The sequence below is a fragment of the Streptomyces smaragdinus genome, from assembly GCF_009604385.1.
In the GTDB taxonomy this organism is placed as follows: domain Bacteria; phylum Actinomycetota; class Actinomycetes; order Streptomycetales; family Streptomycetaceae; genus Streptomyces; species Streptomyces smaragdinus.
Map to the genome: position 1 here is coordinate 12,802 of NZ_WEGJ01000025.1, position 20,553 is coordinate 33,354.

15 protein-coding genes are annotated in these 20,553 nt (G+C 70.9%); 6 read left to right on the forward strand and 9 right to left on the reverse strand.

Going from position 1 to position 20,553, the window contains the following annotated elements; genetic code table 11:
• Position 1 precedes the first annotated feature (1 nt).
• Positions 2-856: a helix-turn-helix domain-containing protein gene (locus SRB5_RS24970; RefSeq protein WP_153455665.1), complete on the reverse strand. Its 855-nt coding sequence runs from the start codon at positions 854-856 to the stop codon at positions 2-4.
• A 227-nt stretch (positions 857-1,083) separates the two neighbouring features.
• Between SRB5_RS24970 and SRB5_RS24975 the strand changes: the two genes are divergently transcribed.
• Complete coding sequence (locus tag SRB5_RS24975; RefSeq protein ID WP_153455666.1) at positions 1,084-1,566, forward strand: ATP-binding protein; 483 nt, start codon at positions 1,084-1,086, stop codon at positions 1,564-1,566.
• 102 nt (positions 1,567-1,668) lie between these two features.
• Here SRB5_RS24975 and SRB5_RS24980 read toward each other — a convergent pair whose 3' ends face one another.
• A complete protein-coding gene (locus SRB5_RS24980; protein ID WP_153455667.1) occupies positions 1,669-2,643 on the reverse strand; it encodes an SGNH/GDSL hydrolase family protein in 975 nt (324 codons plus the stop codon).
• 129 nt (positions 2,644-2,772) lie between these two features.
• Here SRB5_RS24980 and SRB5_RS24985 point away from each other — a divergent pair, with 129 nt between their 5' ends.
• The 3 genes from SRB5_RS24985 (at position 2,773) to SRB5_RS24995 (ending at position 9,942) form a co-directional block, all read left to right on the forward strand.
• A complete protein-coding gene (locus tag SRB5_RS24985; RefSeq protein ID WP_153455668.1) occupies positions 2,773-3,510 on the forward strand; it encodes a maleylpyruvate isomerase family mycothiol-dependent enzyme in 738 nt (245 codons plus the stop codon).
• Positions 3,511-3,741: 231 nt separating this feature from the next.
• Positions 3,742-7,359, forward strand: a complete 3,618-nt coding sequence (locus tag SRB5_RS24990; RefSeq protein WP_323378422.1) for a S8 family serine peptidase — start codon at positions 3,742-3,744, stop codon at positions 7,357-7,359.
• A 249-nt stretch (positions 7,360-7,608) separates the two neighbouring features.
• The gene (locus SRB5_RS24995) at positions 7,609-9,942 is read left to right on the forward strand and encodes a M4 family metallopeptidase (RefSeq protein ID WP_323378423.1); all 2,334 of its coding nucleotides are present in this window, start codon (positions 7,609-7,611) and stop codon (positions 9,940-9,942) included.
• 51 nt (positions 9,943-9,993) lie between these two features.
• Here SRB5_RS24995 and SRB5_RS25000 read toward each other — a convergent pair whose 3' ends face one another.
• Positions 9,994-10,962 (reverse strand): helix-turn-helix transcriptional regulator, encoded by a 969-nt coding sequence (locus tag SRB5_RS25000; RefSeq protein ID WP_323378424.1) that lies wholly within the window; start codon positions 10,960-10,962, stop codon positions 9,994-9,996.
• A gap of 205 nt (positions 10,963-11,167) precedes the next feature.
• On the opposite strand from SRB5_RS25000, the gene SRB5_RS25005 reads away from it, so the two are divergent.
• Positions 11,168-12,169 (forward strand): NAD-dependent epimerase/dehydratase family protein, encoded by a 1,002-nt coding sequence (locus SRB5_RS25005; RefSeq protein ID WP_153455670.1) that lies wholly within the window; start codon positions 11,168-11,170, stop codon positions 12,167-12,169.
• A gap of 134 nt (positions 12,170-12,303) precedes the next feature.
• Complete coding sequence (locus SRB5_RS25010; RefSeq protein WP_153455671.1) at positions 12,304-13,749, forward strand: AAA family ATPase; 1,446 nt, start codon at positions 12,304-12,306, stop codon at positions 13,747-13,749.
• A 25-nt stretch (positions 13,750-13,774) separates the two neighbouring features.
• Here SRB5_RS25010 and SRB5_RS25015 read toward each other — a convergent pair whose 3' ends face one another.
• The 6 genes from SRB5_RS25015 to SRB5_RS25040 form a co-directional block, all read right to left on the reverse strand.
• Complete coding sequence (locus SRB5_RS25015; RefSeq protein ID WP_153455672.1) at positions 13,775-14,425, reverse strand: hypothetical protein; 651 nt, start codon at positions 14,423-14,425, stop codon at positions 13,775-13,777.
• A gap of 55 nt (positions 14,426-14,480) precedes the next feature.
• Positions 14,481-16,718 (reverse strand): hypothetical protein, encoded by a 2,238-nt coding sequence (locus SRB5_RS25020; protein ID WP_153455673.1) that lies wholly within the window; start codon positions 16,716-16,718, stop codon positions 14,481-14,483.
• 14 nt (positions 16,719-16,732) lie between these two features.
• Positions 16,733-17,152, reverse strand: coding sequence for a type VII secretion target (locus SRB5_RS25025; protein WP_153455674.1), 420 nt, complete (start codon positions 17,150-17,152; stop codon positions 16,733-16,735).
• A gap of 169 nt (positions 17,153-17,321) precedes the next feature.
• The gene (locus SRB5_RS25030) at positions 17,322-18,221 is read right to left on the reverse strand and encodes a DUF5936 domain-containing protein (protein ID WP_323378426.1); all 900 of its coding nucleotides are present in this window, start codon (positions 18,219-18,221) and stop codon (positions 17,322-17,324) included.
• Between the two features lie 20 nt (positions 18,222-18,241).
• Positions 18,242-19,183, reverse strand: coding sequence for a type II secretion system F family protein (locus SRB5_RS25035; RefSeq protein ID WP_323378427.1), 942 nt, complete (start codon positions 19,181-19,183; stop codon positions 18,242-18,244).
• Between the two features lie 31 nt (positions 19,184-19,214).
• Positions 19,215-20,549: a CpaF family protein gene (locus tag SRB5_RS25040; protein WP_153455675.1), complete on the reverse strand. Its 1,335-nt coding sequence runs from the start codon at positions 20,547-20,549 to the stop codon at positions 19,215-19,217.
• Between the last annotated feature and the right edge of the window lie 4 nt (positions 20,550-20,553).

Consider the following 20,553-nt stretch of genomic DNA (forward strand, 5'->3'; position numbering starts at 1 on the left):
CTCACAGTTCCCTGGCGATGTGGTGAATGAGGTGCCGAGATTCCTGCTGATCAAGCGCCAGCTGTTCGGCGCCGTCGAGCAGCTGGCGGTAGTTCTCGAGATGCGACCGGGAGTCGAGGAAACAGCCTCCGACCGCGCCGTCGATCTGAACCGTGTCGAGCTGCGGCACTACCCCGCTGGCGTAGAGAACGGACTGCGAAGCCTCGATGTAGTCCTCGCACGTAAGCGGGATCACGCGTACAGAGATCAGCGGTAGTTCGGAGACCTCCATGAGGTGCCCAAGCTGCTCCTTGACCACCTTGCGACCGCCGAACCGCATTCGCAAGGCCGCCTCGTGGATGAACGCCTCGAAGGCGGGAGGGTCGTCCCGATCGAGAATCGTCGCGCGCTTCATCCGTTGCTCGACACGCGCTTCGAATTCGCTCTCGGGGACCTTGGGGCGTCCACCTGCAAAAATCGTTCGTGCGTAGGCCTCGGTCTGGAGCAGACCCGGCACCGTGACAACCTGCAAGGACCGCAGCGCCACCGCATGGTGCTCCAACTCCGCGATGTCCATGAAGGCCGGGTCAAGGATGCCGCGATAGTTATCCCACCAGTGCTGCCCCCGATGCTCCCGCGCAATGGCGCAGAGCGCATCGATCAACGCTGCGTCACCACACCGGTAGAAGGCCGCAAGCCTGCGAATCCGCTCCTCGCCGACCCCGATGCGCCCGGCCTCCAGGTGGCTGATCTTGGCCTGGTCTATCGCCAGATGCCCCCCGGCCTGCTTCGCCGTCAGCCCCGCCTGCTCGCGCAGCTTCCGCAGTTCGGCCCCCAAACGCACCTGCCGGGCGGTCGGGCTGTTCCTCGGCGGCATGAAATCTCTTCCTCCCGTTTTGATTGAGTGTGCCGCCAAACCACCCTGCGGGTCTACTCACCGTCAGTGAAGCCAGGGGCCACGCTTGCCACGGATCAACCTTGACCCCTACCGTCGTATCAGCATCGCACGACCAACGCAGTGCAGCCGCCGCGACGTTCTACGTCACGCCCGGCCGAGCCACGGTGGTCGTGCGGCGCGAGCCGTACCACGTAGGGAGAACGACCATGGCAACCGCCTTACAGCTTCCCGCACCCCCCGAGCCACCCCCTGTCTCCAACTACCGCTTGTCGGCGGAAAACTCGGAGACTGCCGCGGCCGTCCTACGCGATCTGATAGGGGCCCTCCTCCGGACAACGGGCCACGAAGCCCTGGTGGACGACGCCCGCCTCTGCACGAGCGAGCTCGTCACGAACGTCCACCGTCACACCGCGACCCGCGTCATCCACGTCGACGTGGAGGTGCACGAACGGCACGTCACCGTCTGGGTCCACGACGACCGCCCCTCGCCCCTCCCCATACCGCAGGGCTTCGCGGGTACGGCCGGGGGCCTGGGCCTCTTCATCGTCGACCGGATCGCCGACGCCTGGGGCACGTCCCGCGCCGGCGGCCTCACCCCGCGCGCGAAGGCGGTCTGGTTCCGCCTGGTCGAAGACCCCCTCCAGCCCGCCGGCGGACGGCAACTCACCCCCGTACAGCTGGACCCCTGATCCCCGCCCTCGTACGAGATGCAACCGGCCCCGTCCCGCGCGGCGCTCCACGCCGCGGAGGTGCCCCCGGCGGGTGGGCCGGGGGCCTGGAGGGTGGGGTCGTCAGAGGTTGAGCAGCATCGCCGCCCCGACGGCGTCCGCCGCGTTGCGGTGGCCGGCCGCGTTGGGGTGGACGAAGGCCGGCGTGGACGGGAGGTCGGTGAAGATGCCGTCGACCCAGCGGTCGTCGTCGCAGACGCTGTGGGCGCGGGAGGAGTCGTACAGGTCGACGAAGCTCGTCGCGTCGGAGCCGGCGGCGGACTCCTCCACGAGCGTGTTGAGGGGCTTCAGGACCTCGTCGCGCAGCCAGTCGAGGTCGCCCGGCGTGACCGTACCGAACTGCTCCAGGTCGCCGTAGCGGCACTTCGACGTGTCGTCGGGCACGATCGCCGGGTAGCCGACGGCGAGGATCTTCGCGTGCGGGGCGCGGTCATGGAGCACGGTGAGCATGAAGCCGTAGGCCTGGGAAGCCTCGACGAGCCGGTACCGGACTTCGCGGGCGGAGGCGTCCTTGCACGGGGTGCCCTCGCCGCCGCTCTCCGCGCCCAGCTGGAGGCACCGGAAGAGGATGTCGGCGAAGTGGAGGTCGTTGCCGCCGACGCCGACGGTGATCACGTCGGTGTCCTCGCTGACGACCGAGGACTGCGGAGGGACGGCGGGGAACGGGTAGTCCGGGTCCTCGGAGAGGGGCGGCAGGTGGCGGCCGATCGGCTCCTGCGCCCGGTAGGTGACATCGCCGATGTTCGCGCCGCCGCAGCTGACGTTCGTCAGGTCGAGGAGCGGGCCGAGATCGCGCGCGATCACCTGCGGGTAGGCGCGGTCGGTGCGGTCGCAGCCGTCGCGGGGGAATTCGAAGACGTCGCCGGAGGCGGGGATGACGCCGGCGGTGTACGAGTCGCCCAGGGCCACCCAGTCGTAGTCCGCCGACGGCGCCGCGGAAGCGGGCTGGGAGGCGGCGACCTGCGCGGGAACGAGGGCGCCGGCGAGAAGGGCTACGGCTGAGCCGAGCAGGGCGAAGCGAGCGCGGAAGCGCGCCATGGATCCTCCAGAGGAAGGGGCATTGGCGTCTTTATCCGTACAAGACGCAGTCACTTACTGTACTGGATCTGCTGCGCTGAGTGATCAAGAACGGGTCGCTTTGTCAGACCCCGCTGATACAACCGAGACATGACCGAACTCACCCCGTCGTACGACCGGCTCCTCGCCCGGATCGAGGAGCGTTCCGAAGCCCTTCGCAAGGCCGCCGCTGCCGCGGATCCGGGTGCGCGTGTGCCCAGTTGCCCGGACTGGAGCCTGCGTGACCTCGTCGTTCATCTCGGTGAGGTGCAGCGGTTCTGGGCGACAGTGGTCGCCTCGGGGCCGGACTTCACGCCCCGGCGGCGGGACGGGGACGACTCCGGCCCCGGTGCGGGTGAGTTGCTCGCCTGGGCCGAGGAGTCGACGCGGATCCTCGTCGGCGCCCTGCGGGCCGCCGGCCCCGAGGATGGCTGCTGGACGTGGTGGGGTGGCTCGAAGGCGCCGCAGACCGTCGGGGCCGTGGCGCGGCATCAGGTGCAGGAGGCCGCTGTTCACGCCTTCGACGCGCAGCTGGCCGCCGGGCTGCCCGAGGCGGTGCCGGCTGACGTGGCCCTGGACGGCATCGCGGAGTTCCTCGACGTGTCGCACGGTACGGCGGTCGCGTGGCCCCACGCCCCCGGTGAGATACGTCTGCGGACGGCCGAGGGACCCGAGTGGGAGCTCGGGCTGCCGGAGGGCGCCGGGGATCCGGGGCGTGCCGCCACCCTGCGGGGAGCGGCGAGCGATCTGCTCCTCGTGCTCCACCGTCGGCTTCCCGTGGACCGGATACGTGTCGAGGGCGACGCGTCCCTCGCCACCGACCTGTTGACCTGGCCCGACCTGAGCTGACCGGCGCACTCCGGGATGGTGCACACCTGCGCAACTGCGCAACGTCACCTCCGGGTTGTCCTTGTCACCGCGCATCCGCGGCGACGAGGGTGCTGGTGCGCGCCGTAGCCCTCCGACCAGCCGGATCCGGCGTCCCCCTGTCGCCGGATCCGGGAAGCGGAGAGCCGCGGCTCCCGAACGACTCTCCCGGAGGCACGTACTGTGAGGTTCTCCCCATCCCGAAGAACGGCCGTGGCGGCGCTCGCCGCCGCGACCGTCGCCGCCCTGGCCGTCCCCGGCACGGCTCAGGGCTCCGGCCGACCGGCTCCGGCCGTGCAGAAGTCCGCCACCCCGACCACCGTCACCCTGCTCACCGGCGACCGGGTGACCGTCGGCGCCGGCCCGAAGCCCGAGGTCAGCGTGCAGCGGGCGCCGGGGGCCACGGGGTCGCTGCGGGTGACCGTCGAGGACGGGCACACGTTCGCGTACCCGGACGCGGTGCTGCCGTATCTCGCCGACGGACGGCTCGACCGGCGGCTCTTCGACGTCACCGGGCTGATCGAGCAGGGCTACGACGACGCGCACGCCGCCTCGCTGCCCCTGATCGTCACCCACGGGACGGCCAAGGAGCCCGCCCTCCCCGGCACCGAGACCACCCTCGACCTGCCGGTGATCCACGGGAAGGCCGTACGGGCCAACCGGTCGAAGTCCGCCGCCCTCTGGTCGGCCCTCACGGGGAAGAAGGGCCCGGAGTTCGCCGCCGGGGTGGACAGGGTGTGGCTCGACGGCCGCTCCCACGGCACCCTCGCCGACAGCACGGCACAGATAGGCGCCCCCGCGGTCTGGGCGAACGGCGGGACGGGCGCCGGAGTGCGGGTGGCCGTGCTGGACACCGGGATCGACGCCACGCACCCGGACCTGAAGGACCGGATCGTGGAGTCCCGGAGCTTCGTCCCCGGCCAGGAGGTCACCGACCGGTTCGGCCACGGGACGCACACCGCGTCCACGGTCGCCGGGACGGGCGCCGCGTCCGGCGGGACGGAGAAGGGGGTCGCCCCCGGTGCCGACCTGGTCGTGGGCAAGGTCCTCAGCGATCAGAACAGCGGCCAGGACTCCTGGATCATCGCCGGCATGGAGTGGGCGGCGCGCACCGAGCACGCCCGCGTGATCAGCATGAGCCTGGGCAGCAACGTGCGCAACGGCCAGGACAATCCGCTGAGCCAGGCCCTGAACCGGCTGAGCGCCGAAACGGGCGCGCTGTTCGTCGTCGCCGCGGGGAACGACGGGGAGCAGGGCTCGTACACCCTCGGCTCGCCGGGGACGGCGGACGCGGCGCTCACCGTGGGCGCGGTGGACGGCCGGGACCGGCTGGCGCCGTTCTCGAGCGTCGGGCCGCGGGAGGACGACGACGGGCTGAAGCCGGACATCACGGCGCCGGGCGTGGGGATAGTCGCCGCGCGGTCGCAGTTCATGGACGACGGCGGGGAGGGCTTCTACCGCTCGTCGGAGGGTACGTCGATGGCGACCCCGCATGTCGCGGGCGCGGCGGTGCTGGTCGCGCAGAAGCACCCGGACTGGACGGCGGCGCAGATCAAGGACGCCCTGATGAGCACCAGCGTGCGCACCCCCGACTACAGCCCCTACCAGGCGGGTTCGGGCCGGGTGAGCGTGCCGGGCGCGTACTGGGCGGACGTGTTCGCGACCGGGTCGGTGGACGCGGGGCTCGTGAAGTACGGCACGGAGGCGCAGCCCATAACCAAGCCGGTCACCTACACGAACACCACGGACGCCCCGATAACCCTGGACCTGGCGGTGGACGGCTCTCCTGCCTTCGCCCTCGACGCCGAGCAGGTCACCGTGCCCGCGCACGGCACCGCGCGGGCCGAGCTGACGGCGGACCCCGGCGGGCTCGCCGCCGGGCAGTACACCGCGCAGGTCACGGCCCGCTTCGACGGCGGCGTCATACACACGGCGACCGGGTTCGTGGTCGAGGCCGAGAAGTACGCGCTGACCATGAGCCTGAAGGGCCAGGACGGTGAGCCGGCCGCCGGTGTGGTCGACGTCCGGGGCGCGGACGGGAGTTCGCTGCTGATGGAGGTCCCGGAGAGCGGCTCCGTCACCCGGCGGCTGCCGCCCGGTTCGTACACCGCCTTCTCGTCCATGGACGTGCGGGGGCTGCACGGCGCCCACTCCCTCGGGTTCGCGCTGCTCGCCGCGCCCGAGATCGAGCTGACGGGCGACCGGACGGTGGAGCTCGACGCCTCACGGGTGCGGCAGGTGAAGGTGGACACCGCGAAGCCGAGTGCCGTGACGCAGAGCCGGATCGACGTGTACCGGAACTGGGCGTCGGCGGAGCCGGTGCCGGACTGGTCGGCGCTGTTCGACGTGCAGTTCCCGTCGCCGGCGTACGACAGCCTGTGGGCGCTGCCGACCGGGAAGGTGAAGAAGGGCAGCTTCGTCTTCGGGACGCGGATCCGCGCGGTGCAGACGCCGCTGGCCCTCTCGTACCAGGGGCGGCGGATCGACGACGCGCTGACGCAGCCCGGTTCGGGGCGGTTGGCGGACGGTACGAGGCGGCTGGACGCGGTGTTCGCGGGGACGGGGTCCGAGGCCGAGTACGACGGGGTCGCGGCGCGGGGGAAGGCCGTGGTGGTGCGGGCGTCCGACCGGGCGCCGGCGGAGTTGGCGGCCGCCGCCGAAAAGGCGGGCGCGGCGATGCTGCTCGTCGTCAACCAGGATCCGGGGCGCCGGAGCGATGCGTACGACAGCGCGCTCCCCGTCGCCTCGCTCGGGTTCGACGAGGGTGAGGCCCTGATCGGGCGGATATCCGGGCCGGGCGGCGTGAAGCTCGCCGTCGAGGCCCATCCCTCGCCGGAGTATCTGTACGACCTCGCCGACTATCACGTCGGCGCGATACCGGCCGACCCCTCCGCCGGGACGGATCCCGGTGATCTGGCCCGGGTCGACCTCGAGTTCGCCGTGCCCGCCGGGATGCACGCCGTCGAGCGGCGGGCCGACTTCCCGCCGTACGAGTGGCCGGGGACGGCGGCGCCGTCGTTGGCCGCCGAGCCGGTCGCCGCCGGGTCGCGCACCGACTGGGTCTCCGCCGGTGCCGGTCGCAGCTGGCGGCAGTACGGCACGGTCGCGGAGATAGGCGAGACGCGCACCGGGCAGGTGGCGTACGAGCCGGGGAGCACGCAGGGCGACCGCTGGTTCGGGCCGGTCACCCGGCCGCGGCTGCTGGAGGACGGCGCCCTCTACCGGGGTGCGGACACGTTCAGCGCGTTCGTCGAGGCGTTCGGGGACGCGGGGGCCGCGCACAGCGGTCAGGTGATGCGTGCCCCGCAGCGGGTCGAGCTGTACCAGGGGGACGAGTTGCTGTTCCAGGCCGATGCCTGGCCCTGGGTCGGGGCGAGCGGGCTGGCGCCGGAGGAGCTGCCGTACCGGATGGTCGTCGAGACGCACGGGGACCCCGAGCTGAGCCCGTACTCCTCACAGACGCGCACCGAGTGGCGGTTCCGGTCGGAGGCCGCCGACGAGGGGAAGGCCGTCCCGCTGGTCCAGCTGGACTACGGGACCGGGGTGGACCTCGCGGGCCGTGCGGGGCGGCGCAGTGATGTGATGGTCACGCCGTCCGTGCTGGGTTCGGCGTCCGCCGCGGACGCCGTGTCGTCGCTCGGGGTCGAGGTGTCGTACGACGACGGGAAGACGTGGCGGCGTACGGACCCGAAGGAGCTGAGGGGCGGCGCGTGGCAGGCGGCCCTGGACGCTCCGTCGGGGGCCGCGTTCGTATCGCTGCGGGTCAGCGCCGGGCAGCACAACGGCGGTGGGGTCACGCAGACGGTGATACGGGCGTTCGGCCTGAAGTAGACGCTTCCTGCGGAAGGGGGCGCTTTCGCGCCCCCTTCCGTGTTTCTGCCGACGGGCGTGTTTGAGAAAGCGGTTGCCCACCTGTGCAGCTGCGCTTTCTTCCCTCCGCGATCTTCTTGTCACGGTGATCACGTGGCGGCGAAGGTTCCTGTGCGCCCCGAGCGGGCGCACCGGCCGGCGGGCGCGACGTGTCCCCCGAATCGCGCCCGCCGGCCCGGACGGACCGCCGAACGGAAGGAATCCAGCCCCGTGAATTCCCCGACCAGCAGCGCCGCCCCCCGGCGCCCGCACCGGCAACGCCTGGCCGTGACCGTGGCCCTCACGGCCGCAGCCCTCACCCTGTCCGCACTCCCCGCCACGGCCGGCACCGGCCCGGACACCGCGGCCCCCACCGCGCAGCTCCGGGTCAAAGCCAACCCCGCCCACCAGGCCACGAGCATCACCCCCGCCCACCGCAAGCAGCTCCTCGCGGAGAAGGCCGACAAGGCACCCGCCACCGCCCGCACCCTGAAGCTGGGCGCCCACGAGAAGCTGATCCCCAAGGACGTGGTCCTGGACGCGGACGGCACCGTCCACACCCGCTACGACCGCACCTACGCCGGACTCCCCGTGATCGGCGGCGACCTGGTCGTCCACGAGGGCCCCGCCGGCCGCACCGTCACCTACGCGTCCCAGACGGCCCCCGCCGTCCCCACCACGACGGCCGAAGTCCCCGCCGCCACCGCGAAGAAGACCGCCCTCGGCAAGGCCGCCGACCAGGGCACCCGCAAGGCGAAGGCCGGCAAGGCCCCCCGCCTGGTCGTCTGGACGGCCGGCGGCAAGGCACGGCTCGCCTGGCAGACGGTCGTCACCGGCGTCCAGAAGGACGGCTCGCCCAGCGAGCGGCACGTCGTGACCGACGCCGCGAGCGAGACCGTCCTGGCGAACGCCGAGCACATCCGCTCCGCCGAGGGCCGCAGCCTGTACAGCGGCACCGTGACGATCGGCTCCACGCGCCGCGACGACGGCTCGTACGAACTCGTCGACCCGCAGCGCGGCGGTCACCGCACGCTCGACGCGACGGCCACGTCCGCCGGTGTGCTGTTCACCGACACCGACGACGTCTGGGGCGACGGCACGGCCGCCGACCCGCAGACGGCGGCGGTCGACGCGGCGTACGGGGCCCAGACGACCTGGGACTTCTACCACGACCGCTTCGGCCGCAACGGCATAGCCGACGACGGCCGCGGCAGCTACTCCCGCGTCCACTACCAGGCGACGCCCGGGGTCCCGCTGGCCAACGCCAACTGGCAGGACGGCTGCTTCTGCATGAGCTACGGCGACGGCGCCGACGGCAAGCACCCCGTGACGTCGCTGGACATAGCCGCGCACGAGATGGCGCACGGCGTCACCTCCGCGACCGCCGGGCTCGGCGACTTCGGCGAGTCCCCGGCCCTCAACGAGGCGATCAGCGACATGATGGCCGCCGCCGTCGAGTTCCACGCCGACAACCCGGCCGACGTCCCCGACTACCTGATGGCCGAGCTGGACGACCTGCACGGCGACGGCAAGCCCATCCGCTACATGGACGAGCCCTCGAAGGCCGGGATCAGCGCCGTCGGCTACGCGCCGCTGGACTACTGGTCGCCGGAGACCAAGAACGCCGAGGCGCACATGGCGGCCGGCGTCGGCGCCCACTTCTTCTACCTGCTCGCCGAGGGCAGCGGCAAGAAGACGATCAACGGCGTCGCCTACGACTCCCCCACGTACGACGGCCTGCCCGTCACGGGCATCGGCCTGACGAGCGCCACCGACGTGATGTACCGCGCGCTCACGGTCTACATGACGAGCACCACCGACTACCCGGGCGCCCGCACGGCGACGCTGCGGGCGGCGGCCGATCTGTACGGCGCGCAGAGCGACGGCTACGAGGCCGTGGCCAACGCCTGGGCGGGCGTCAACCTCGGGATCGGGTACGTCAACCACATCGGCGTCGAGCGTCCGGCAACGGAGCCGGTGGCCACGGGCCAGCCGGTGAGCCGGCGGATCGTCGCGTCCAGCACGCGGCCGGGCGCGCTGGCGTACAGCGCGAGGTCGCTGCCGCGGGGCCTGTCGATCGACCCGGCCAGCGGGCTGATCAGCGGGACGCCGGACAAGGCCGGGGAGTACGACACGGCGATCACCATCACGAACGGCGAAGGTGACACCCGTACCCTCGCGTTCACCTGGACCGTCGTGGAGTCCGGCGGGCACTACTTCACCAACCCCACGCACTTCGTGATCCCCGAGCACGGCACGGTCGAGTCGCCGATGGTCGTACGGGGGAGGCCGGGCAGCGCGCCGAGTGATCTGAAGGTCACGGTCGACATCACGCACCCGTTCGGCCTCGCCATGGTGATCGACCTGGTCGCCCCCGACGGCACGGTCGTGCCCGTCAAGCCCTGGGGGCCGTGGGTGCTCGGGCCCGACCTGCACGCGACATACACGGTCGACGCCTCGGCGGTCTCCGCGGTGGGGACGTGGAAGCTGCGGGTGTTCGACGGGACGCCGGGGATCTTCGACATGGACGAGGGTGAGCTGCAGGGCTGGAGCATGAGCTTCTGAGCCTCTTTCGCTGAGGGGGCGGTGTCCGTCGGTACGGGACACCGCCCCCTGTCACGCGTCCTTCAGCCAGCCCCGTTCCGCCGCGAGCAGCGCGATCTGGAAGCGGGTCTTGGCCCCGAGGAGGGTGCCCGCGTCGCTGACGTGCTTCTGCACGGTGCGGCGGCTCACCTTGAGCACGCGGGCGATGGTCTCGTCCTTCATCCCGGTCGCCATCAGACGCAGGATCTCCCGGGTCCGCCGCCCCGGCCCCTCGTCCTCGCCGCCGCACACGGGCTCGGCGGCCTCCCACAGGCTCTCGAACAGCGCTACCAGGGAAGTCACCAGCGCCGGCGAGTGCACCACGAGCGAACCGGCCGCCGGACGGTCCACGGACATCGGCAGCAGGGCGGCCGTCCGGTCGAAAACCACCAGCTTCATGGGCAGCCGGGACGCCAGCCGCAGTTCCCCGCCCAGGACCATGCCGCGTTCGGCGGTGACGAGGGACAGGGGGTTCGTGAAGCCGTCCGTCTCGTACACCGACCGCATCCGCAGCCCGTCCGGCACCGGGAATCCGTCGGCGGGCCCGTGCGGGCCGGTCACGTACGGCGGCTTGGCCAGATGCAGGAGCTCCGTCGACGTGGCCTTCAGCAGCTGGGCGTAGCGGACCGCCACCTCCTCCTCGCGCTCCAGCACCTCCACCAGGCGGGCGGTGCGGGGCGCGGAAACGGTTTCGTACATGTCCTGCAGCCGTTCGACGAGCCCCTCCGCGCGGGCCAGTTCGGCGCGGCGGCGGCCGAGGACGGCGCCGAGGGAGGAGCGGGGCGGGCCGGCGGCCCAGCGGGGTTCGTCGCCGTCGGTGCGCAGGGCGAGGGAGGCGTCGGCGAGGAGGCGCAGGGCGGTGCGTGCTTCGGCCTGCGTCGCGCCGACGGCCGCGGCCGTCTCGGTGACGTCGGCGGACGGGACGGTCACCAGGTACTCCAGCACGCGCCCGGCGAGGGGGTCGAGGCCGGCGGCGGCCCAGGGATTGGTTGTGAGGTCCACACCGCAGTAGAACAAACCGCCGTTGGGGGCGCATAACCGGCGACTGGGGCGAGTTACCCTTCGGTAGCCGTGTTGTCGCTGGCCAGGGAGGTAAGTCGGGGGCTGTCCCGGGTGGTTGACGTGACGCGATCCACATTCCGTACGGGGGCTCTGCCGTCAGCAGACGCCCTGGCCACGGAGGCTTGCGGGGACGCAGACTCGGCGCATGCGACTGCTCATACTTGGTGGAACAGATTTCGTCGGCCGTGCGATCGCCGAGGACGCCGTGGCACGCGGCTGGGAGGTGACGGTCTTCCATCGCGGGACCGGCCCGGCGCCGGCGGGGGTCCGGGCACTGCACGGCGACCGGACGGCGGCGGACGGGCTGGCGGCGCTGTCGTCGCCCTCGGGTCCGGAGGAATGGGACGCGGTGGTCGACACCTGGTCGGCGGCGCCCTCGGTCGTACGGGACAGCGCGCGGCTCCTCGCCCCGCGCGCCGGGCGGTACGCGTACGTATCGTCGCGTTCGGTGTACGCGTACCCGGCGGCACCGGGCGGCGACGAGACCCGGGCGGTGGTCGACGGCGACCCCGACGCGGGGGACGTGGAGTACGCGCAGGCCAAGCGGGGCGGCGAGCTGGCGGCGCTGGACTCCTTCGGGGCTGCGCGGACGCTGCTGTTGCGGGCGGGGCTGGTGCTGGGTCCGTACGAGAACATCGGCCGGCTGCCGTGGTGGCTGACGCGAATCGCCCGCGGGGGCGACGTGCTGGCGCCGGGGCCGCGGGAGCAGGGGCTGCAGTACGTCGACGCCCGCGACCTGGCGGCGTTCACGCTGGACGCGCTGCGGGACGAGCGGTCGGGGCCGTACGACGTGGTGTGTCCGCGGGGGTTCGCCTCGACGGGGGAGCTGCTGGAGGCGTGTGTCGCAGCGGTCAACCCGTCGGGTGCGCGGCTGCGGTGGACCGACGCCGAGGTGATTCTGGCGGCGGGGATCGAGCCGTGGCTCCAGCTGCCGGCGTGGCTGCCGCCGGGGGAGGACTACGACGCGCTGATGACGTCGGACACTGCGCGCGCCCAGGCCGCGGGGCTGCGGTGCCGTCCGGTGACGGAGACGGTACGGGACACGTGGGCGTGGCTGACGTCGATCGGCGGGACGGCACCGCAGCGGGGGGACCGGCCGGTGGTGGGGTTGGATCCGGGGGTGGAGGCGGGGGTTCTGGGCCGCTGATCCGACGTCTGCCGTAACCGATCCCGGGCTTCTTTCGGTTATGTCGAGGTATACCTCCACCAGCTGCACCCCGACATACCTGGGAGCCCGTCGTGGCCCGACGCCCGCGCAGGCCCGTACCCAAACCCGACGGCATGTTCGACCGTAACGTCGAGTGGAGCGAGCTCACCGCCTTCGCGGGGAACCCACAACCCGGCCCCTCCCTGGGTGTGGTCTCCGGCCGGCGGCGACAGGGCAAGAGCTTCCTGCTCGACTCCCTGGCCGAGGCGACCGGCGGCTTCTACTTCCAGGCGCTTGAGGCCTCACGCTCCGAGTCCCTCGCGATGCTGGGACGGGCGGTGGCCGACTACGCGGGCCGCTCGGTCCCGGACCGGCCGGGTAACTGGGCCGAAGCCGTCGATCTGCTCTTTGACCTGGGCCGGGAAACGCCGACGGTCGTGGTCCTGGACGAGTTCCCCTATCTGGCCCGGGCGGACGACTCGCTGCCGTCCGCCCTCCAGGCGGCCATCGGCACCCGGACCCCGCGTCATCTCACCCGCTCCCCACGGCTGCTGCTGTGCGGCAGCGCGCTGTCCTTCATGGGCGGCCTGCTGTCCGGAACGTCTCCGCTGTGCGGGCGGGCCGGCCTGAACCTCGTCGTCCAGTCCCTGCCCTATCGGCAGGCCGCGGCGTTCTGGGGCATCGGGGATCCGCGGCTCGCGGTGCTCACCCATGCCGTCGTGGGCGGCACGCCCGCGTACCGGAACGAGTTCGTCGCGGGCGACACGCCCGAAGGTTTCGCCGACTTCGACGCGTGGATGTGCCGGAGCGTCCTGAATCCGGCGAGCGCGATCTACGGCGAAGCGCCGTTCCTGCTGGCGGCCGAGAGCGAGCTCCGGGACCGGTCCCTGTACCACTCGGTCCTCGCCGCCGTGGCCCAGGGGAACGAGACGTCCGGCGGGATCGCCAACTACCTGGGGCGGCCACGCACTGATGCGGCCCTGCCGCTCACCGTGCTGCGGAACTGCGGGCTGATCGCGGTGGAGGACGACGTGTTCCGGCGCAACCGGCCCCGCTATCGCGTCGCGGAGCCGTTGATCGCCTTCCACCACGCGGTCGTACGGCCCGAGCAGGCGGCCTTCGACCGGCGGCGCACGTCAGCCGCGTGGGCGCGCAGCCAGGACACGTTCCTGAGCAAGGTGGTCGGGCCGCATTTCGAGCACCTGTGCAGGGAGTGGGTGCTGGATCACGCGGACCCCGCCACGTTCGGCGGGATGCCGGTACGGGCGGCGGCGGGGACGGTGGCTGATCCCGAGGCGCGCACCTCGCACGAGGTGGACGTGGTGGTGCACGGGGCGGTCGGCCAGGACACGGGGGTCCTTCTGTCGGTCGGGGAGGTCACATGGGGCCGCCTCATGGACCTCCCCGACCTGGCCCGCCTGCACCACATCCTGGGCCTGCTCACGGCCCGGGGCATCGACACGGTCCACGCACTGCCGGCGTGCTACAGCGGCGTGGGCTTCACCCCGGCCCTGCGGGCGGCCGAGGGGCGGGGGGAGGTGGTGTTGGTGGACTTGGAGCGGGTTTATGGGGGTGAGTAGGGGACGCGGGCTCCTGTGTTGGGGGTCAGTCGTATTTCGCCTGGTTGATGTACGGCTGGTCGGTTGCCGGGATGTTGGCGCTGGACGCGCAGTCGAGGCCGGTGGCGAGTTTGTGGGCTACGGCTCGGAGGAGGGCCATGCGATAAGTGGGGGAATCGTCACCCGCCCTTCCTCCCCTCTTCACGAACGGGGTGTCGGCCTCCACCTCAATCACCGCGCCATCAGCCTTCACCCCGCGCGAGGGAGCACACCGGAAATAGAGCTTGCTCGAGAATCCGTCCCCATCGGCCCTGAGACCATAGCGATAACGCTGAAAGTAGAAATCGCTCGGGACGCCTTCGTTCGGATCGTGAGGCAATTCGGACAGCACCGCGATCTTAATGAACGTGCGCGCCATGTATCCCGCATCCCGAGATCTGTCAGGGTCGAGCGGACGAACAATACATACAGTACGCGCTCCGGCAGGGGACCCACTGATCACCGCCTTCTTCAATCGAGTCGCCGCATCAGGAAAGTCCCCGACCGATTCTTCGTCAAACCGGTCATCCCCTGCCAACTCAGCCACCGCATCCGCCGTACGTTCCGGCACACCACCACACACCTCACTGGCTGACACACCGCTCTCGAACAGGCACGAAGCCAGGGACAGAACACCCACTGCAGCGAGCGACACCATAAGTCGCCTCCAGTACACACCCGACGGCATCATGCGCCCGCACACCCCTTCACTCTCACTGAATGTTGATGCGGTCAACAGCACCAGCCCCGTGCTCGTAGCAGTTCGCCGCGGCGTCGACCAGTTCGCCCGTTGCCTCGTCGGAATAGCCACCGGCGTCGGCATACCAAAGAGCAGGATCTTTTGCCGCATCGAGTCCCGCGGACAGACGGCCTTGCGTATACAGCGAAGCTTCCTGCGAGAAATCGACGGGCGGAACTGACTCGTCGATCTTTGCGCCCACGAACTGGTCCAGTGCTCCAGCGCCCGCCTCAATGGCCATCGGAACGGCTGTCGCCACCACTACTCCGGCACCCGGCCCCGCAGCCGCGCCGGCAACGAATCCAGCCCCCACACCGATGACCTGGCTGGTGCCGTACTTCTTCCAGGCCGCGGTCTCGGCAATCTCGGCATTGATCCGTTCCGCCTGACCCGCGTAGGTTTCCTTGACCTCCGCGATTCGCGATTCATCCATGTATCCGTGCATGTAGGAACCAGTGGTCATAATCCGCTTGGCCATCTCGTGATCATCAAGATGGCCGAGCATTGCGTTATGGGTGAATGCGCTCTGGGAAGCGGTCAGTGTCGCGTGACCTACCTCGTCCTCCGCCACGATTTTGAGGAACCTCTGCGCCGTATCACCATTCACTTGCAGATGCGCAAGACCCTCGTGTCCAAACATGAGGTCCTTGTCCATGTGATCACTGTTTCCACCCCGGTCAGCCAAAGCCCAGTTGAAGTCGTCGATATAACCCGCACTCATACGGGCGATTGAATCGTTCATTCCGGGTCGCGACCCAAGGAACTCGTCATCTACCGCAACCGCCTTCACCACCTGCGTCATAACCCGCGCCCCCTCCGCCGTCCTCTCCAGCCCCACCTCGCCATGAGGCACCCCGAGCGTCGCGGCCTCCAGCGCGTGCCCGAGTTCGTCGTGGCCCATCCCCCGGGGATCGCCGCCCCCCGTCCAGTCGACCGGCCACTTGCGGTCCTCGAGGAGGTACTTCAGGTCCGGATCCGAGGACGAGCCGTCGTCGAACATCGCCGTTGCGGCCGTCGGGTCTTGGCCCAGGGCTTCGAGGTAGCCCGACATGGGGTCCGTTCCCGTGTCGTGGATGCCGAAGGTGAGGCGGTCGCCAGGACCCGCGGGGGTGCGCCAGAGGTTTTCCGGTGTGATGCCCTTGTCCGCCGAGGCGCGCTCGAACTTGAGCAGTTCCTTGCCGTAGTCCTGGAGGAAGTCCGATTCGTAGCGGCCGTTTCGCATGAGGCTGCTCATGACCTGGAATCCGTACGGACCCGGAGGCAGCGTTCCGGGAACCTTGGCGCCCTGGAGGCTGATGCGTTCCTTGCCCAGGGCTGTCATGTCACGTTCCCAGCGCTCCATCGCCGGGGTGTTCGACTGTGTGGCCGTGGCCAGGGTGACGCCGAAGGACTTCTGCAGCTTCGTCAGCTCGTCCGTCGTGGCCTTGTCGGCGCTCATCGAAGCCCTTGCCCAGAACTCCAGCGTTCGCTTCGGGCCCATCGACAGCGCGAAGCGTTCCGCGAAGTCCGGGTCGCCCTCGTGACGTTGCATGAGGGTGTTCAGACGGCGGAGTTCGGTCTCCGTGAGGGGTCGGTCGTGGATTCCCGCGAGGGCAGTCGCCGCCGCCGCGTCCTTCTCCGCCTGTTCGCGGCCCGCCTCCGCCGCGCCCAGGGTGTTGTAGCCGTCGTCGCTGAAGCCCTTGCCCCGGCCGTTCGCGTCGCGTTCGAGCCCACTGCGGAGGTTGTCGTCCGCTTCGGTGGCCGCCGTGAGGATCTTCGCGATGTCCGCGTTTGCCGAGGTGATCGACTCGGCGTAGTTCTTCGCCTGGAGGCCGAGGGCCGTGGGGGTGAGATCGGCGGTGTTCTTCGGGGTGTACGAGACGTGACCTGTTGACGGGTCCACCGTCAGGTTCGGGTCGTCCGAGAGCGAGGCGACGTAGTTCCTCAGTTGTTTCTGCAGCGCCGTGAGGACGGTGTGCGCGTCCAGCAGCAAGCTGTGCACGTCGCTCGCCTCGCCGGCGGCGAGGGTCAGTTCCCTGCCCACCGCATCGATGCGGTGGTGCGCCGCGTCGGACGACTCCCCCTGCCAGGCGGGAGGAGCGAGCGGGCGCTTGACCTGCTCCCTGAGCGCGCGTTCGCGGCTCTTGAACCGATCCGGCAACTTCTGCCATGCCGTGATCGAGTCCGCCAGCGGCTCGAAGTCCGCCGAGGTCAGATGCTGGTAGGTAACCATCTTCCGCGCCCCCTTCAGCCCTGCGTACCGGGATCGACGCGCATCAGGTCGCCGTGGGCGCTGATGTCACCCCGCTTCAGCAGCGTCGCCGACTGGCGCAGGGAAGGGGCCAGATCCGATGCCAACAGGCCGACGAGGCGGCGGGTCTGGTCACGCCAGCGCTCCTCCAGGGCCGTGAAGGCCGGTGCGCTCGCGAAGCCCTTCATCCCGGTGCCGGCCTTGCTGATGCCGGGAACGAAGGCCGTCTCGAAGCGGTGGACACTCGCCGCCACCTCCGACGCCCGGTCGGCCGCCGTGCGCAGCATCTGCGGAGTCACCACGAGGCGGACGCCCGCCCCGGGCGGGGGCGCCTCGCCTGCCACCCCGTCGAGGCGGGTTCTGCTGGTGGCTGCGGCAGCCTTGATCTCGTTCCATTCGGCCCAGTCGGATGTCATGGCACTCCCCCGTCATACGCATATGGGCATGGGCATGCCAATGAGCCCAGTCCAGGGCCCCGGCATCAGTCGCATCGTCAGGCAGGGCAGTCACACTAACAGACTCGCTACTTTGTGCAACGCACCGCTCACGTACGGGAATCGCCAGGTTGACGCACTCGCGTCGGCTTTACTCCCCCGTCAGCACATCGAACTCCGACCCCGACCCCAAATACACCGCCGTGATCAGCAAAATGATCGTCGCCGGCACCATGAACGACGTAATCAGCAACGTCGCCTTGGGAATCGCCCGAGCCGCCCGCCGCCGCGCGTTCTGGGCGTCCGTCCGGCGCTGGTCCGTCGCGATCTGGATCAGCGTCTCGACGATCGGCGCCCCCAGGTCCTCCCCCTGCTGGAGTGCCGTCACGAACTGCGCGACCTGCTCCGAGTCGTTGCGGCGGCGGAGTTCCTCGAAGGCCTGGCGGCGGCTGACGCCCATGTCCATCTGGCGGAGCGTGATGCGGAGTTCGTCCGCCCAGGGGCCCTCGTACTTCTCCGCCACCCGGTCCAGGGCCTGGCGGAAGCCGAGGCCGGCGGAGACGACCACCGCGAGGACGTCGAGGAAGTCGGGGAGGGTGCGTTCGATGACCTCGCGGCGTTTGCGGACCGCCGCCCAGATGCCCACCTCCGCCCACCAGAGGCCGAAGGCGATGAGGACCGCGGCGCCCACCAGGCTGCCGCGGGAGAGCATCGCCAGGGCGCCGAAGCCGCCCAGGAGCGCGTACACCGCGCGGCGGGCCGCGTAGCGGTCGAGCGTGAGGCCGCCGGGGTTGCCCGCCATGTCGATGCGGCGGCGTTTGCGGTCGACGCGGGCGGGGCCCATCAGGCGCAGGACCAGGGGGGCGAAGCGCATGCCGAGGCGGTCGAGGGCGGAGCCCGTACGCGTGGTGCGGGTGGCGCCGACCTCCAGGGCCAGCTGGAGGTCGGAGGGGAGTTTCACCTCGGTGCGGTAGAGGCGTATGCCCGCGAGGATGCCGAACACCGCCAGCGCGGCGGCGAGCGCCAGCAGTGGCGCCGTGTAGTCAGACACGGGCGAGCCCCTTCGTACGGTTACACATGGATCTTCGCCAGCCGGCGGATCAGCAGGATGCCCGCCGCGTACAGGGCGATCGACAGGATGATCGCCCCCTGGCCGAGGGCGGAGGAGCTCATCCGGTCGAGGGAGCCGGGGATGATCTGGTCGGTGAGGATCAGGGCGCCCAGGCCCATGACCGGGACGGTGTAGCCGGTGAGGGTGACCTGGGCGAGCTGGGTGCGGACCTCGCGGCGGGTCTCCTTGCGGTCGTTGAGGGTGACCGTGAGGTTGCGCAGGGAGGAGACGACCTGGCCGCCGGCGCGGTTGGACAGGACGAGGGTGGAGACGAGGACGACCAGTTCGCGGGAGGGAAGGCGGTCCTGGAGGTCGCCGAGGGCGTCGTCCAGGGAGATGCCGAGGGCGAGCTGGTCGGTGACCTTCGACAGTTCCTCGCCGGCGGGGGCGGGGAGTTCCTCGGCGGCGATGCCCAGCGCGGTGCGCAGGGCGAGGCCCGCTTGGGTGGCGTTGGCGAGGATGCGGGAGAGGTCGGGGAGCTGGTTGATGAACGCCTCGATGCGGCGCTGGCGCTGCCAGTTGAGGAAGGCGTACGCGCTCCACACCCCGATCAGCCCGGCGATGGGTCCGAAGAACGCGGCGAACACCGCGTCGGCCAGGATCCACAGCCCGGCGACGAGCGCCGCGACGTACACCGTGAACTCGCCCGGTGTGAGGTCCAGGCCCGTCACCGCGAGGCGGCGTTCCAGCCGGCGGCCCAGGGCCGTACGGCGGACGCGGCGGTCGACCTCGGCGAACCGGCGGCGGGTGCCGGGCGGGGCGCCGCGGTCGTCGCTGAGGCGCCGGATGAGGGCGGCGCGCTGCCGGCGGCCCGAGGCGTACGCCCAGATGCCGAGCACCGCGAGGAGGCAGGCCAGCAGGGCGGCGCCGATCGCGACGGCGGCGGCGGTCTCGTACGTCACGGTCGGGCCGTCCCTTCGGCGCTGGACACCGTCACCGCGCCTCCCGCAGATCCAGATGCGCGTCCGACGGGGCCACGCCGAACGCCGGGGGGACGGGCTCGCCCGCGTAGAAGAGGCGGTCGCCGGTGCGGCGCGGCAGCGGGGCGTAGTCGAAGCGGCCGCGGACGACGCGGTCGGCGGTGACGGGGAGGGGTTTGAAGCGGCAGACGGAGGCGAGCCGGAAGACCTCGCGGCCGCGGGAGGACAGCATCACGATCTCGTCGATCTTGCGCGTGCCGTCGGTGTGGCGGGACAGCTGGACGATGCAGTCGACGGCGCTGTTGATCTGGTCGCGCAGGGCCTCGAAGGGGATCTCGACGTCGGACATGGAGGCCAGGGTCTGCAGCCGCATCAGGGCGTCCTCGGCGGTGTTGGCGTGCACGGTGGCCAGGGAGCCGTCGTGGCCGGTGGACATGGCCTGGAGCATGTCGAGGGTCTCGCCGCCGCGGACCTCGCCGACGATGATGCGGTCGGGGCGCATGCGGAGGCTGTTGCGTACGAGGTCGCGGATGGTGATGTGGCCCTTGCCCTCGACGTTCGGGGGGCGGGACTCCAGGCGGATGACGTGCGGCTGCTGGAGCTGGAGTTCGGCGGCGTCCTCGACGGTGATGATGCGTTCGCCCTCGGGGATGAGGCCGGAGAGGGCGTTGAGCAGGGTCGTCTTGCCGGCGCCGGTGGCCCCGGAGACGATCACGTTGAGTTTGGCGCGGACCAGGCCGGCGAGGAGCAGCAGCATGTGCTCGTCGAGGGTGCCCAGCTCCATCAGCTCGTGCAGTTTGTACGAGCGGGGGAAGCGGCGGATGGTGAGGATCGGGCCGGTGAGGGAGAGCGGGGGGATGATCACGTTGACGCGTTCGCCGCTGGGGAGGCGGGCGTCGACCATGGGCGTGGATTCGTCGACGCGGCGGTTGACGGTCGAGACGATGCGTTCGATCGTCTGCATCAGCTGGTCGTCGGAGGCGAAGCGCATGGGGAGTCGTTCGACGCGGCCGGCGCGTTCGACGTAGATGTGGTCGGGGCCGTTGACCATGATCTCGGTGATGGAGGCGTCCTCGAGGAGTGGTTCGAGGATGCCCAGGCCCAGGGCCTCGTCGACGACGCGGCGGATGAGCTGGGCGCGTTCGGCGGTGGAGAGGACGGGGCCCTCGCGGGAGAGGATGTGGCCGAGGACGCGCTCGAGCCGGGCGCGCCGCTCGGCGGGGGCGAGGGACGACATCTCGGCGAGGTCGATCTCCTCGAGGAGCTTCGCGCGGTACGTCGGTACGAAACTCTCGCTGTGTCCCTCGACGGCGTGTTCCGGCGTGGTCAGCCGGGATCGCAGGCTCATCGGA